The organism is Gordonia amicalis NBRC 100051 = JCM 11271 (assembly GCF_000332995.1).
Taxonomy (GTDB): Bacteria; Actinomycetota; Actinomycetes; order Mycobacteriales; family Mycobacteriaceae; genus Gordonia; species Gordonia amicalis.
Window position 1 is genome coordinate 1 of the sequence record NZ_BANS01000066.1, and the last position, 15352, is coordinate 15352.

The 15352-nt window shown below is 60.2% G+C and carries 10 protein-coding genes; 5 read left to right on the top strand and 5 right to left on the bottom strand.

Going from position 1 to position 15352, the window contains the following annotated elements; genetic code table 11:
* Positions 1 to 124: 124 nt before the first annotated feature.
* Genes GOAMI_RS21780 through GOAMI_RS21790 form a run of 3 tightly spaced genes read right to left on the bottom strand, consistent with a single transcriptional unit; the run spans position 125 to position 5533 of the window.
* Positions 125 to 3058, bottom strand: coding sequence for a Z1 domain-containing protein (locus tag GOAMI_RS21780; protein ID WP_006438796.1), 2934 nt, complete (start codon positions 3056 to 3058; stop codon positions 125 to 127).
* On the bottom strand, positions 3055 to 4035 hold the full coding sequence (locus GOAMI_RS22395) for a PD-(D/E)XK motif protein (protein WP_006438797.1): 981 nt from the start codon (positions 4033 to 4035) through the stop codon (positions 3055 to 3057). Before GOAMI_RS22395 ends, GOAMI_RS21780 begins: the two co-directional genes overlap by 4 nt.
* 1 nt (position 4036) lies before the next feature.
* On the bottom strand, positions 4037 to 5533 hold the full coding sequence (locus GOAMI_RS21790) for an ATP-binding protein (protein ID WP_006438799.1): 1497 nt from the start codon (positions 5531 to 5533) through the stop codon (positions 4037 to 4039).
* Positions 5534 to 6146: 613 nt separating this feature from the next.
* Here GOAMI_RS21790 and GOAMI_RS21795 point away from each other — a divergent pair.
* Genes GOAMI_RS21795 through GOAMI_RS22400 form a run of 4 tightly spaced genes read left to right on the top strand, consistent with a single transcriptional unit; the run spans position 6147 to position 12157 of the window.
* On the top strand, positions 6147 to 8720 hold the full coding sequence (locus tag GOAMI_RS21795; RefSeq protein ID WP_006438801.1) for a Z1 domain-containing protein: 2574 nt from the start codon (positions 6147 to 6149) through the stop codon (positions 8718 to 8720).
* A gap of 4 nt (positions 8721 to 8724) precedes the next feature.
* The gene (locus GOAMI_RS21800; RefSeq protein ID WP_006438803.1) at positions 8725 to 10527 is read left to right on the top strand and encodes a hypothetical protein; all 1803 of its coding nucleotides are present in this window, start codon (positions 8725 to 8727) and stop codon (positions 10525 to 10527) included.
* Positions 10527 to 11417 carry a hypothetical protein gene (locus tag GOAMI_RS21805; RefSeq protein WP_006438805.1) on the top strand — a complete coding sequence of 297 codons (891 nt, stop codon included), beginning with the start codon at positions 10527 to 10529 and terminating at the stop codon, positions 11415 to 11417. Before GOAMI_RS21800 ends, GOAMI_RS21805 begins: the two co-directional genes overlap by 1 nt.
* A complete protein-coding gene (locus tag GOAMI_RS22400; protein ID WP_006438807.1) occupies positions 11414 to 12157 on the top strand; it encodes a DUF6339 family protein in 744 nt (247 codons plus the stop codon). Before GOAMI_RS21805 ends, GOAMI_RS22400 begins: the two co-directional genes overlap by 4 nt.
* Before the next feature lie 91 nt (positions 12158 to 12248).
* Here GOAMI_RS22400 and GOAMI_RS21815 read toward each other — a convergent pair whose 3' ends face one another.
* On the bottom strand, positions 12249 to 13409 hold the full coding sequence (locus tag GOAMI_RS21815) for a NaeI family type II restriction endonuclease (protein ID WP_210738532.1): 1161 nt from the start codon (positions 13407 to 13409) through the stop codon (positions 12249 to 12251).
* 53 nt (positions 13410 to 13462) lie between these two features.
* On the bottom strand, positions 13463 to 14554 hold the full coding sequence (locus tag GOAMI_RS21820; RefSeq protein WP_006438810.1) for a DNA cytosine methyltransferase: 1092 nt from the start codon (positions 14552 to 14554) through the stop codon (positions 13463 to 13465).
* Positions 14555 to 14608: 54 nt separating this feature from the next.
* Here GOAMI_RS21820 and GOAMI_RS21825 point away from each other — a divergent pair, with 54 nt between their 5' ends.
* Positions 14609 to 15058 (top strand): very short patch repair endonuclease, encoded by a 450-nt coding sequence (locus tag GOAMI_RS21825; RefSeq protein WP_376740341.1) that lies wholly within the window; start codon positions 14609 to 14611, stop codon positions 15056 to 15058.
* Positions 15059 to 15352: the final 294 nt, after the last annotated feature.

The following is a 15352-nucleotide window of genomic DNA, read 5'->3' on the forward strand; positions in this document are numbered from 1 at the left end:
CGCGGCATATACACAGCTGACCCAGGCCAGGAAGTCAGTGCCTTGAGCCCTAAGAGACCCACCTTCGCTTGGCTAGGGAGCGTCATGGTCCTGCACGGGTCGCGAGACGGGGCTGTCTACGTCCCTACCCGGTACTGTCGACGACCGCCTGCTTCGACGACGTCTTTGCTCGGAACCGGACGACCGCTTGTCCGGGCGGGACGACGCTACTCGGAAGGAACACCCTGAAGCCGAACATTCGGGTTGGGTCAGCACCCTCGGTTGTATCCTTCACGGCATAGACCAACAACGCACCTCTCTTTGACCCCGCAAGATTGCCAAGTCCTGGATCACTGTCCGCAAGCCCCGTGACGAGTCTGATTGCTGGTCCTCTGTGCTTGGGGTCAGTAGGCTCACCCATCACATTGCCGCGCTCGATTCGACGCCTACGGGAGACGACCGCGAAATGCCCGATCTCCCCGAAGTCTTCTTTCGAGTTCCCCCCGGGCTGCGGTGAAATGACTGCAAAGTCTTCGACCTGCCCGGTGAGGGATTCAAGAAATCGTAGACGCGGGACCACGACGCGTTCGCGGTAGCCCTCTAACCAGATGTGCTCTCGGAGCATGGCGAGGACCTGCGAGTATGAAGCGATACCGCATCTGGCATCGAAGCCCTTCTGGGACATCTCGACTGGCAGGAGCTTCCTCGCTGGGCCGACTTGTTTGAGGATGGGCACCCAGAGTGAGAGGTTGCTCTTCAGCCCCGCCCCATCGACTGGATGTCCGTCGAGCCCGAACTCTGGATCATGCTGTTGTTCTAGCTCAGCGTTAAACATCTTGTTCGAGGCGGCTGGTTTGAGCCAAAAGAGATGCTGGCTTACAAGTGGTGGAATATCTATCGGACGCATTTGCGGTCGGCCGTCTACGAGCTGGGAATATATGCGCAGCTGCGACCGAAACTCCTCCTCATCCTGCACGACCGCATCGAATGCCTCAACGAGGTCGACACGCTTCTTACCAAACTTCTCGTCCCGACCTATGAAGACACGCACCAGGTCTCGGTACCCGTAACGGAACCCGAACCAACGACCAGCTTGCGTAAGGGTGTCGTGCAGCTTGGTCACACGCCGGAAGTAGGTCACGGTAAGACCCTCGACCGTGAACCCCCGGCTCAGCTTTGTGCCACCGACGAGGACGCGCCAGACGCTGCCTTTGTCGAAGTCGAGCTGTTGCTGATTGGCTTGGATGTCCGGATCACCGTTGACGACGATGACCGGGTTGCCCGCGTGCTCTTCTATTCGCGCCACAGCGCGACCAATGAACGGCTTCAACGCATCGAACGAGGGCACTGCTGGCACCCCATGTTCAATACGCGCGGCCGACACGCTCGCGAGATCATTTGTGTAAAGCTCCCTGAGTCTGCCGAGGCCTGTCGGAGTCGTGTATCCCGCTTCCGCCCAGACATTTTGGACGTCCAGCATCACGTCCTTATGTTCCGCCATATAGACGGATTGATGGACGAGCATCGTGTGGTGCCGGAACGAAAGCCCGGGCTCTTGTTCCGCTCGGTAGAGCTTCACGGCGCCAGTGAGCACAAACGTGTCTAGTGCAATCGACAGCTCTTGCAGCCGGTCTTCTCGCTGGACTGCCCAGAGGTCGCGGATAAAGGCAGTGCGATTGGACTTCGCGGGATCATGCAATGATTCGTTGTCATTGAATTCTTTGTTTACATCGGAAAAATCAGCCGCCCCCATATATCCGAACGGCCGTTTCAGGCCAACAACGAAATCCTTTGGGAAAAGGTCCTCTTCGTCGTCAGGGTCGATAAAGACATTCGCGAAGGGTGTTGCAGTGTAGCCGATATACTGCGCACGCGGCATGAGTCGAAGCAGCTGGCCGATACGACTGTTGATCGCAGTTCTGCTGGCCACCTCTTCGCCAGCACGCTCCGCCTTTGCAACCTTATCGGGGTTGACCGTGTTAACTGAAGCCTGGTCAGATTCGTCATCTATGATGAGCACCGGAATATCCTTGATCGAGTTCCGAATACGATCTAGATCCCCAATCAATCGGTCGATGACATGAGCATTCTTCTTGACTACGAAGAGACCGGCTCGCGCCCGCGCGATGTTTTCCGGTGCGTAGAGCGGAAGGTCAGGACGAATCCGTACGGGTTTTAGTTGATCCGCCGCTCCGCCGAGTTTTCTGTAATCGCCGTGCTTGCCGGTATAACGGGTGATGGATGGCTGTTGAGCTAAGTCGGGGTCCACGCCAAGGCTCATGAACTTGTCCGGCCAGTCATCATCCAGGCCATAGTCGAATGTCGGGTCAGCTGAGACCTCTTCGGGGCTTCGATCGCCCAGCAGATTCTCGATTCCTACGAGTTCCATATCCAGTCGCCGCTGAGTCTGATCTCGCAAGAGGTCCAGCATGCCAGTGAGCACGATGATATAGCGATAGCCGGCATCAATAGCTTTGGCTATGACCCCAGTGAAGTTGGCAGTCTTGCCGCTCTGAACGTATCCGACCACCAGGCCTTTACTTTGGAACGCTTCTTTACGGGTCGGGTCGGCAAGACGTTCCACAATCTGGTCACTGGCGTTGTCGAGATCCTGAACGGCTGGCCCCGGCCACTTCTTGACCTCGAGTAGATGTCGTTCGTAAGCATCCCAATAGAAACGCCCATGACGGCGTTCTTGGGTGTACCAGGGCTCCCATTCGTCACTGCTGATGACGACGGTGCCTTCTTCGGACGGTGGGTAATTGGTGGTGAGCCAGTTGGACACGGCCTCGGTGATTCCGAGGCGCTCGTAGACGTCGCGGCGCCGGTCGATGGTTCCAGCTTGCTCCCCACTCCAGGACGGACTGATGTCCGCGTCCCATCTGGCCAGCCTTAGTCCAAGGTTCTGTCGCAGAGGGTCGTTAGGGGAAGCCAGTTCGAGGTGAGCCAAGAGTGTTTCATGAGAAACTGCCCCACCGCCGTAGTCCGAGGCCTCCGTTTCGACGCGTTTGAGAAGATCCTTGGGCCGATCCTGCATGGCCCCTAGCGCTGCGAGATAGGCATTGACAGGGATGGTCATTCGGACTCCTCTGGAGGTCTTGTTAGGTCATCCAAGACTTCTGGTGTTGACTGCGGCAGCCCCGTGAGGTCCACGAGGTATCGAAAATCGACGATTCGGGTAATTTCAGGGATCGAATTGACCAGGTCCCCCATGCGGATAGCGGGAAAATCTTTATCGACGCAGAATCCGGCTGGACGACTCCTTAGTGTCCAAGTTTTCGGGTACAGGTCTGCGTCCGACTGTCTGTATCCCAGATTTGCCAACTCGGCCAGGAACGACTCCGAATACGGACCAATACGATCCGCGATAGTCGCGATCATCTGCGGAAGACTCCTACCCTGATTGCTAGTTCCGGTAATCTGAATCGAAAGCAAGAAAAGCTTCTTTGCATCAGTTGGGGTAAGCTGTGTCGGCGACGATATCCAGTGCTGGCGCCGCTCACCGGACGTCGTTTTCACTTCGACGTCGAAACTGTCGAAGGCGAAGTCATGTTCCTCGCGGGCTGGACCTAGCCAATGCTCCATCGCAGACTCAGTCCCAAGTTTCGACACGAAATGCTCCAACACCAGGAGCTCGCCATACAGGCCGATTTGATCTGAGTCCGTCATAGCTGCCCGTGTACTCAGGACACTGCGGAAGAGCTTGAGCACATCCAGTACCGCGCCGTTGAACGACTGACCTTCGAGTTGTACGCGATCGAGGACTCGACACAGAAGCGGGTACAGCTCCTCAATCCGCTCGATTCCGACGACACCGAATTCGTACCAGTCCCTGCCGTCGCGTCGCACCCGGGTCGTTGCGACGTGCTCATACCGCGAGCAATCGGTCAAGGGGCCCTCTGCCGGCAGCTGCACGCCTAGGCGCTTGCCACCCGGATCTATCGTCAAATAGCCGATAGGGTTTCCGTCTACCCTAATCAGACCCGGTGCACCCTCGTCTAGGTACTTTTTGACACCGGCCGTCCCCAGGTGTCGGGAACCTTCGTTCGTCAGCATGTCAGCCCAGAGCCTCAACATCGGCGGCGGCGGTGAGGATCGACTGCCAAACTTCGACGTTGTCCTTATCTCTCGGACCGTACGCTGCTCCCGCGAAAACATCCTCAGTGAGGAGGTAGAGAAGGGCTTTCATGACTGGAAGGTCGTTAAGCCCGCCGCGGCGTCCTGCCAACAAAGCCTGTCTATACGCGGTGTTGATCCACAGCGTGTTCTGCGCACGATCAATTTCGAAGAATTTGGGTTCGGATAGCGACTTCCACCGGATTTCCATCGGAGCTCGTCCCTCATGTATCGGCAACTCGCTCATGATCGCGCTTTTTACTGATGGAGCTAGTCCGGGACCAGGAGGAACTACTTCTTTGCGTGCCCTATTCGGCTGGTTTCCCTTCCGGTAGACGCGCTCTGCCGACTCCAGATACTCGATAAAGGTCGTTCCATCTCGCGCCTTGGCTCGGCTAGCGGCGCGGACAAACTCCGGTTTCGGATGTACCGTGTTTTTCTCCATACTCATCGAAAACAGATCGAGGTCGTCGGAGATATCTACCTCTACTCTCGCCAACTGAAGACGCCGGCTGGGCACCGCCGCACCTTTCCAATGGCCTGCCTCCAGGAGTCGGTCATTTCTATAAAAATAGAATCCCTGTCGGCTCTCAGGCTTGCCGTCAAGACGGAAGGCAAGGGCCTCGCTACGCGGCGGCCAAATGTGGCAGCGAATCGCTACAGATCGATCTCCGACGTTGCAGTCGAAGGTCTTTGGGTATCCGAGTTCACCGCTTCTACGGTAGGCGAACGGATCCAGCGCCTCGACGACCTGGGGAGCACCGGTCTCGCCCGTGTCAGCATCAAGAACGTCCAGTGTGATCGATATCGAGCTGAGCTTCAGAACTCGATGGAGAACGAGACCCAGGTGGGTGCGTAGTTCTTGGAATGTCTTGGACAAGAAGTCGTCCGTGACCCGGCGGTCATCGGAATGCGGAAAGGTCCGGATCCGATCCCAACGCACAATGGTCCCGGACTTCCCCCGAAACGGCGCTGCCTCGAGCTCTGTACGGACCTGCACTGGGTCCAAGACATCACAGTCGAAGTTCTTGGCGTGGCTACGCACCCAACGCCTGCCGACTGCCCTTCGGCTTGACGTTCGGGACATAACGGTCAGCACGTCGGCTTGGCTGAACGATGCCGCCTTAAGGCCCATCCCGAAGTGACCCAGGGCCTGGTCGCGATAGGTTCGCCGCTTGCCCACAGTCATCGCGTCATCGATGGCCTTATCGCTCATTCCCTTGCCGTCATCTGAAACCAGTAGCGAAACGAGGCGTCTATCGACCTCCACGAACCGTACGGAGATATGGGTGGCCTCCGCGTCGACTGCGTTGTCCACCAGATCAGCTATCGCCGAGGTCAACTTGTGGCTTAGCCCGATCGCCCCGAGGACATCAGGGTCTGGGGGCAGTTTTCGCGTGCCGACGGCATCGATCGTCCCGCGCCATCCCGATTTCATCGTCGTCCCCTGTCTCAAACTTCGTCCCTGTAACCCTCACGGGGACACCTTCGCTCCATGTCATCGCGTACTTACCACGGAACGCTACGGGCTGCCTACGGGACGAGAGACCGCAATTGGCTACCCAGCCGCGCATCGCACACCACCGGCGCAGTCAACCCTCCCGGTAGTCAACTAACTCTCGCGTTGACCAGGCTCGGCGAGCCGTGGTCAGGTTCCGTCCATTTGGCCGCAGCTATCTGCCCCCTCTAGACCGATACTTACGGTGAAGTCAGTCACATTGATGATCCCGTTGCACATCTAATCGCTTCTTATCAGCACCGACCGCTGGTCGGCGTCGATCAGCACAAGACACCAACTGTAAGGACTTTGGTCCCGGTCTTGTTCGGGCCCGTCCGACCAGACACGGACAGAGCGCCTACGGCTTGCAGCGCGGGCAATCCCGGTAGCAAACTCAACCGGACCCTGCACGATTTGAGCACGGCCGGACGACCGCGGCCGGGGTCAGGTTTCCGAGAGGAGATCCTCGGTGTCCCTCGATCGGCTGACACACGCAGCTTGACGGTGCGGTGCTATACCGTCGTATCAGGCAACTACCGGAGGTTCCGAGACAGTGGTAGATGAGTTCTTCGAGGTCTTCGCCGCGTGGGCGCGCGAGACGTCTCTCGAGTTGGCCTTGAAGAAGTTCCGACCGCGGCTCCCACCTCAGGAGTTGGCCGAGTACGAGGCCGAGTACCGGTCCAGGATGTCGAGCATCCGCAGCAACGGACCCGTTATCATCCACGGCCCGCGTAAACCGTGGTATCCCGGACCGAATGCCGAGACCGACACCTATTGGCCGGCTCTCGACCGTCACATGCGAGCCGACCTCGCCTGGCCGGACGACCGAATCGGCTCTCTTGATCAATCGTCCAGCAAAGTCATCGCCTGTACCCCTCCTCCGAACGAGCCGAACTGGGACGCGAAAGGCCTTGTGGTCGGATACGTCCAGTCTGGTAAGACGACCAATTTCACGGCCGTGATCGCAAAGGCCGCCGATGTCGGCTACAAATTCATCATTGTCTTCTCCGGCATTCACAACGGATTGCGCAAACAAACGCAGGACCGGCTCGACGAGCAGCTGTGTCAACTGACGCCCAAGAAGTGGAAACAGCTGACCAATGCCGACGACGATTTCCGGGCACCCGCGATTCCGGCCACCGCACTACTGCACTTGGGTGAAAGCGGTGTCGCGCTGGCCGTCGTCAAGAAGAACGCCACGGTCCTCAGACGCCTCGACCAGTGGCTGCAACCCGCTGTGAAGCAGCGAGCCCTGGCCGACGTCCCGACCTTGATCATCGACGATGAGGCCGACCAGGCCAGCGTGGAGACCTCATCGATCAATCCGCTGATCCGCAGCATCATCGGCAAGCTTCCGAAGACCACCTACATCGGGTACACGGCAACGCCTTTCGCGAACGTTCTCATCGATCCGAGCGACGACGACCTGTATCCGAAGGATTTCATTCTCAACTTGCCGCGACCCGAAGGCTATTTCGGTACCGAGCGGGTCTTCGGCCGTGACGCCGTCGAAGGCGACGAGGCCAACGGCGCCGACCTCGACGGGTCGAACATGGTCCGGATCATCCCGGATGAAGACGTCGACGCTGTGCGTCCGGTTGGTCGGGCAGCCGCTGCGGACTTCATCCCTTCGATCCCACGAAGCATGTCCGATGCCATCGACTGGTTCGTGCTGGCGACCGCCGGCCGCCGCGCCCGTGGCGATGACGGTCATTCAACCATGCTAATCCACACATCGGTGAAAACCGATGTGCACCTTGACTTCAAGGACCCGCTCCGATCTCGCGTCGACAAGCTGCGGAAACTCGTGGCAACCGGCGACGAGTCGACACTAGATCGACTCCGTGCCCTGTGGACGTCGGAGACCGCGGAGGTCCCGGCGGAGAGCTTCGGCCTCGCACCCCTGGACTTCGACGAGGTTCAGGCGCAATTGCCCTCCGTTCTGGACGGGGTCAGCATCGTCATCGACAACTTCCGCAGCGAGGACCGACTGGACTACTCGATCCCGGGTCAGGTCGCGATCGCGGTGGGCGGCAACACGTTGAGCCGAGGACTGACCCTCGAAGGCCTCACTGTCAGCTACTTCGTACGAGCGGCCAAGGCCTACGACACCTTGCTGCAGATGGCCAGGTGGTTCGGGTTCCGTCCGGGATACGAAGACCTGCCACGGATCTGGATGACCGAGGAACTCCGTCAATGGTTCCGCCATCTCGCCACCGTCGAACACGAGATCCGACTGGACACCGAGCGTTATCAGTCCGAAGACCTTACCCCCACCGAGTTCGGAGTCCGTATTCGCACGCATCCGACTCTGCGCATCACGGCGAAGATGGGCGCAGCACTTCCCGCATACGCGTCGTATGGCGGGCGTCGCGTCCAGACGCGGTACTTCTGCCCCAAGGACGCGGAATGGCTGCGCCACAACGTCGATGCGGCGGACGGCTTCGTGGCTCGGGTCCGGACAGCCGGGATCGAACCCGACGAACCCCTCGAGAACGGCGCAGTCATCTTCCGTAACGTATCGGCCGACGACGTTCTCCGTTTCTTGGTGGACTACAAAGTGCATCCTGACTCGCCGGACCTCGATCACGAACTCATCGAGAAGTACGTGACGAAGCAACGTCAGACGGGTCACCTGGACACATGGAACCTTGCAGTGATGGCCGGCCACACGACTGCCCACGGATCGGTTCGGCTCGGTTCGCTCGAGTTCGGCAGGATCGTCCGTTCACGCTTGAAGGACGAAGGGCTCGAACGAGCTGACATCAAAACTTTGATGTCGAAGGATCATCGCGCAGTCGACTTCATGGAATCGGCAGTCGCGCGAGGGCTGAAGGAGACCGAACTCGCGAAGGCGCGTGACGCCGACCCAGTCGTGAGGAGTAAGGGACTCATACTGCTCTATCCGATCGACCCGCACTCCGAACCGGAGCCGGCCAACAAGTCGTCCCGTAAGTCACTCGACGCTGTAGACGACGTCATCGGCATGGCGCTCGTCTTCCCCGGCCATCCTGACGAGTCGTCGCAGGTTCGACAAACGTATGTGGCAGTGGACCTCACCGACGCAGAAGTCGAGGTGGAACAAGGCGAACTGGACGAACTCTCCGGGCAGTCCGACGATGAATGAGCCTGTGGCCCGGGCGTCGTGGTGGTCTCAGCCGGTCGCAGCAGAAGGCTCCACCGCGTCCGAAGGAATTCGTCGCCAGCTGGGAAAACCTCGTCTCGATCCTCTCACCGTGTTGGTCCGCGAGGCCGCACAGAACAGTTGCGACGCCGCGCTGCCCGGCCGTGACGTTGAGTTCGCTGTCAAGATCAGCAACCTCAGCGGTCGGCGACTGCAGAATTGGCGCAATTTTCTACTTCCCGAGCCGGTCGGCTCCCAACTCGGCCTTCGAAAAGCACTGGACCGTGACATCCGCATTCTGACCGTCACCGATCGCGGAACCAGTGGACTCGGAGGGCCACTTCGAGCAGACGAACCACCACGCGAGGACGAACGTGCCGACTTTGTGAAGTTCGTACGGAACGTCGGGGAACGAAAGAACGTGAGCCTTGGTGGCGGGTCCTACGGATTCGGAAAGGGCATCTTTTACAACGTCAGTCGTTGCCATGTGATCGTCGTAGACAGTCAGTGTATGTTCCGCGGAAAACTCCAGCGGCGGTTGATCGGCGCCGCGATGGGCGACGGTTACGAGGACAAGAAGATCCGTTTCACCGGGCGCCACTGGTTGGGTGTCAAAGAAGACGGCATCGCACAAGCCCTTGTCGACGACGACGCGGTGAGGGTTGCTGAATCACTCGGGCTTCCACGTTTTGACGACGGTGAGACAGGTACCACTGTGGCGGTCGTCGACGTCGACCTGGGAGGCAGTGCCGGCACCGACGATGTCGAACGCACCCCGCAACAAGCAGCGGAGTACCTTGCCTCCACCATTGCCTGGAACCTGTGGCCGCGCATGATCGCCGACTCCCCTGGCCGGCTCAAATGTTCGGTGAAGTTCGAAGGCTTCAACGTAGAGATTCCAGACCCAGAACGATCCATCGAGCTCAAGCCGTTCGTCGACGCCTACCGACGGTTGAAGATCGAGGGCGAGTACGAAATCCCCTCGCGCAAGACCCCTCCCACCGAGATCGGACGTTTCGCAAAGACAGAGACGATGGCTCCGTTCAGAGTGGACGAAATCCTCGCCGCGGCAGCACCGTTCGAGGGACCTGCGCGACACTGTGCACGGATGCGCCAAGCCGATCTCGTCGTCGACTATGTCGCCGGGACCACACAGCCGGTGGAAGGAGTTCAGTACGGCGCGGTCTTCAAATCCAGCGCCGAGGCAGACCAGTACTTCTCCGACGCAGAACCTCCGACACACGACGACTGGGTCACGAGCGGTCTTCACGGGACGGCGCTCGGCGTTGTCCGCCTGGCGAACGCCTTCATCCGTACCAACTTGAATCCGGTTCAGCAGGAGCGGAACCCGGAGGTCGTGTCGGATGCGGCACTGGCCCCGCTGGCGAATCGGCTCTCTGGTCTTCTCGCGGCGGCCCCCGGTGGTGACGGCCCCAACGAAGACGACAAGAAGCGCGGTGGCGGTAAGCGCAGATCGACCAACTCGCGGTCGAGGCCGCGGATAACTTCTGGTCCTCGATTGACGACCCGTCAGGGTGCGCCACTGATCGAGGCCGGCGTGACGTTTCCTACTTGGCCTGTCGCCACCACGGTCAAAGTCGTTCCGATGGTCGTGATCGACTCGGGGGTCGAAAGAGACAGCGAACTCGACCAGCCCGAGGTCCTCGGCTGGTCATGCCCGACGACGGGCGAGGTCCGGCACGGGGACTCGATCTCCGTCGAGCCATCAGACGCGCGACAATGGGACATCGCCATCCGGCCACCCGGAGACGCAGTCGTTCGCCTGACCCTGTCTGTGGACGACCGCTGATGAAGACAGACGTCAAGCCGTACTTCGTCCCATCAGACGAGTCCGTCACCGCTTCCCCGTGGCTACGACAGGTCGACGGCGAGCTCGAGCCACTCGGTGAGACGATCGAGAACTGGGACTACCGTACCGAGGTTCACCTGAGATGTGCCGTCACGATCGACGCCGTGAAAGTACGTGCGCAGTCAGGATTGACCGACGGCTCCCCGATCTCGCTTGTCCTCGGCTATCGCGCACTCGACACCTATCTCGCGGGGCCCAACACGGTCATCCCTCTGTACGACGGCACATCTGAAGTAGAGCTGACGATCGATCCAGACCACGCGGGTTCAGTGATCTCGGTGACGCGGCGTCTCGTGTTGGCGCGCGACAGGTTGGCGGCGGCTCCCGGGGAAGCTCGGCACGCCGGCAGCGTCCTTTGGGAGGACGCGCACCCTCTCCGCCTGACCGGCTCACTGACGATGTTCCCCACAGAGGTGGTGGACTTCGAAGCATTCGGTCTGAACCCGAACACCAGTTGGCACGCCCTTCAGCCACCGTCTCCGGATGCTCCTGCGATGGGTGCGCTCCTCCTGTTGCTCAACGCAAACGACACCAAGTTGGTTGCCGCCGTGCAGAAAGAGCGTCGTCTCAGCGAAGAGCAGCAGTTCCTGGTCGAGCACATGGAGGAGAACCTCGTACTCGAGATCGTCCGATGGGCACTGGCACGGTGGGACGAACTCGCGGCGACCGACGAACAGTCGTTCGGGGCGTCGGCACGAGCATTGACGAAGCGGGTTCTGCCTGACCCGGAGACGTGGTCACTCGACAGTCTGACCGTGGCCTCGATCGATCTGCGCACCGCTGTCATCGGAGGAGCTCGCGCACTCGGATTCGGACGGAGTCTGTCATGACAGAACTGTGGCCACGTGTGGCGATGGGCCTGGCTGTCGCCGAGTATCGAGGATTGCCGAGCGACATCCGCGAACTGGCGGCCAACGCGCGGAACAGTCACCCCCAGGTCACGTACGCGGCGACCGGCGGCGTGCGTGTAACCGAGGCCCGGGTTACCGATCTGGCCGAGGCGGTACGTGCCGTCGCCGTCGAGTATGGGTTCCCAGAGGCTGCCGGTCCCGCAGACCTTGTCCGATTCGACCGAGCTGCGGCAGAGGCAGTCCACTCGGCGATGTCGATCAATCCTGTCGAGGCCGGAATCCGTGGCGTCTGGAGCTTTCTGAGTCTGATCGCAATGCCCGACGTCACCCGGTGGCGTTTTCAGGGCGACAACATCGAGCGATGGGTCGCGACGGACCTTACCCGCCATATGTTTGCCCGACTGTGGTGGCAGGCAAGAACATTCGCAGTGGTCACCCCGGCCGGCGCGACCGACTACTCGCTGCTCCGTGGAATGTCCGAGAGTGATCTGAACCAGATCATGGAACGTCGCTCCATCGCGGGGGTCGCACCGCTGGCGCGGTCGATCGCTCGAGTCCTCGCCCAGGATCCGCAGGCCGGAAGCCGACGGAAGATGCTTCGAGATGCGACTCCCCGACTACGGCGGCTGATGTCGTTCATCGACTTCTCCGCACTGGACGACACTCAACTCGACGACCGCGTGCGGGCAGTACTTCACGAGACACGACTGGCCGGGTAAGCAGAGCTCAGCTAACCCAATTCAAGCGTTTGAGCGGCGAACTATCCGTGCCGTCCACACGTTGTCCCCCCCCCGAGCCCCGTAGTCAGAGTTAGCGCGGTGCACTCAGATACCGGTAGTCCACCGTTACGGGGATCACGGGCTCCTCATCGCGCGCGATGGCCCAACGCTCGCCGTACAGTTCAACGAAGGGTCGCGTGTCAGTCTCAGACACCGATACGAGCCGGACTGAGATCCACTCACCCTTGACCGGGATCGGCAGACCTAACGCCTTCGCGATCTTCGGGTGCGCGTCTTGGTGCCCAAGGACGACAATTCCTTGAGTCTTCAGCGGTTTTCGAGCGTCGCGGACGCGCTTAGGAGCGTCGTCCTGCTGACCGACAGTCAATACGACTTGACGGCTTACGATTTGCCGCTGAGCTTCGAGAAACAGTTGTGTGACCCGCTGTTGACCAGACAGTCCGTTGGTCAAGATTCGGCCGCGCATCGACGAGTCCATCTGGAGCAACAGGTTTCGCGGCAAGTCCTTCTGCATACCGCCCCAAAGCCAGTAGATATCGGATAGCGTCTCAGCCCTCAGTTTGCGCTTATTGTCGCGGTTGTAGCCGCGGACCATGCGGCCCGTTTGCTTGTCCATTCGCCACCAGAGACGATCGTCTGTAACGGTGACCAGGCCAGCGAGCCACCGATTGGTGGTGTCATCGAACCACGTCAGCATCGCGGGGTGGTTGTCTTTACCCTGACGTTCGCCGTGGTCCGCGCAGAGATACATCTCCATCGGGATCTCCCACCCACCGACGTCCTTGGAGAACTTGCAATCGATGTCCCGCCCCGCGATCTTCCAATCGAGGTGGTCACCGTCCGTGAACTCGAACTCCTTCGTGAGATTCACCTCGACGGCAGTTCCCAGGTATGTCTTCTCGGTCTTTGAGAGATGCTGGTACGCCCAGCGACCAGTGCGCTGACCATCGAGCAACTCGTCGAGCGAATCGCGTAACGCCCAGCGGAAACGATCGCGCGCGTCAGGCGCAGTCTCGAACCACTGAGCTATATCGCGTAGCTCAGGCGCAGGCTCTTGATACCGCTCAGCATTGATCAGCCACGTCCCTGGAACCCTTCCCATAACAGCATCCGCCGCAGGAGCCCGGTGGACGCGGAAAACGTTGCGCCGACGACGTAAAGCCGCGGCCCGAGAATCCTGAAGGGGTGCTATGCCAGGGTGCGTGAAGTCGAAGTCAGTGCGATTAGACACGCGAACAGTCTGGCATCGCGCAAGTTTGGGCTAGCCCCCGGCTCCCGTGCCCATCACAGATACGGGCGGATATGCTCTGCAATAGCGGACGCAAGCCCGATTGGCACTGCGTTGCCGATCTGCCGGGCGATCTCGATCTTGCTGCCGCACCACTCGAAATCATCCGGAAAGCCCTGCAGCCGTGCTGCTTCAAGATGGGTGATCGGCCGATTCACTCGGTTCCGGCCCCGTGCGTCCCATTGTGGATGGAGGTAGGCACCCTTCTCAGGCTTGTAGAACTCTGTGCGGATCGTGTGCGACGGGAAATCCCACCGCATCCGGCCCATCACATCGGTCGTTCCGGACGGCTTCTCACGCCAGCACCGGGGAAGCAGATGATCCGGTATGTCGAACCGCCCGCCGCCAGGAGGCACGTGATCGTACCGCTGCAGTGATAGCTTCGTCGGATTTCGGCCTATATGCAGGTCTGCGGCCTTGAAAACCCCCGGGACGGTTTCCCCGAAGAACTCGGTCTTGCTCGACGGCAGACTGGTGATGGCCGGGGTCGGCGGAAGCCCTTCGATCCGTGTTCTAGTGCCGTTCCAAGGCTGGAGTCCCGAACCGGGCTCTGGATTCCGCGCGTGAGTCGCAGCTGGAAGCTCGATCTTCCCGACTCGGGAACCGATCACGATGGTTCGAATGCGCCGCTGAGCCACACCATAGTCTGCAGCGTTGAGGTGACCGTAAGACAGGTCGTACTTCGCGAGCGAGCCGTCCTCTGCCTCTTTGAGTAGAAGCTGAAATTCGCTCGACTTCATGAAGCGGTCGACGTTCTCGATGACGAAGACTTTCGGCTTCGCCACCCCCACCACACGCAGGTATTCCCTCCACAACTGATTGCGCGGATCGTTGATGTCCCGCGACCCCAAGTTGGAGAATCCTTGACAGGGCGGCCCGCCGATCACGACGTCGGCTTGCGGGATCTGCTTCTTGTTGATCTCGGCGATGTCGCCGTAGAACGTGTGGTCCTCCCCGAAGTTCGCCGCATACGTCGCCGCGGCGTGCAGGTTGAACTCGACTGACAACACGGGTTGGTAGTCCCCCGCCGCCGAGAAGCCGGCAGTCATCCCACCACAACCCGCGAAGAGGTCAATCACGTCTACCATGCGCCAACCATACGAGACACCTCCGACAGACTTGGGTACCACGCCGGTCGTACGATGCTGAATGTGGCACGCGGCACCTCCTGGGCCTCTTCTTCGGCGGTCCGGGCTTCTATGCAGAGCAACCGGCGACGGGATACCAGTCCTGAGCTCGCGGTGCGTCGCCTCGTGCACGCGGCCGGCCTGCGCTACCGCGTGGACTTTGCGCCACTCGATGACCATCGCCGGCTCCGCGCCGACCTAGTTTTCACACGGGCCCACGTCGCGGTCTTCATCGATGGCTGCTTCTGGCACGGATGCCCGCAGCACCACACCGTGGCAAAGACCAACGCCGAATACTGGGCGCGCAAGGTTCAGACCAACATGGACCGTGACGAACGGTTCAACGCGCTCCTCGAGAAGGCTGGCTGGTCGGTGCTTCGATTCTGGGAACATGAAGAGCCCGCGTCCGTAGCCAGATCCATCGTTCGTGTGGTCAGTGCGGCTGGTGCGAAATCAGGGCATTGAGCCCTCACCAGCAGGTACCCGCTCGGCAGACTTCGGCACACTTATCGCCCGCACCGAAACGGGCCCCTACTTACGAGCGCGACTAGACGCGTACGGCAAGTGACACACCACTACGGTCGCCTTGTAACTCTTTCGTGCAGCTACGACGAACCCAAGATGTCGTCAAGAACCAACTATTGCTCCCTGGTGCGCAACTAGCGCAGCGAGTCGCGTCAAACTCGACATTCGCGGCAAGTCGCGTCCATACGCGGCCATCGACCAAAGAATCCTAGGACGGCCGTGGCGCACGCGGAG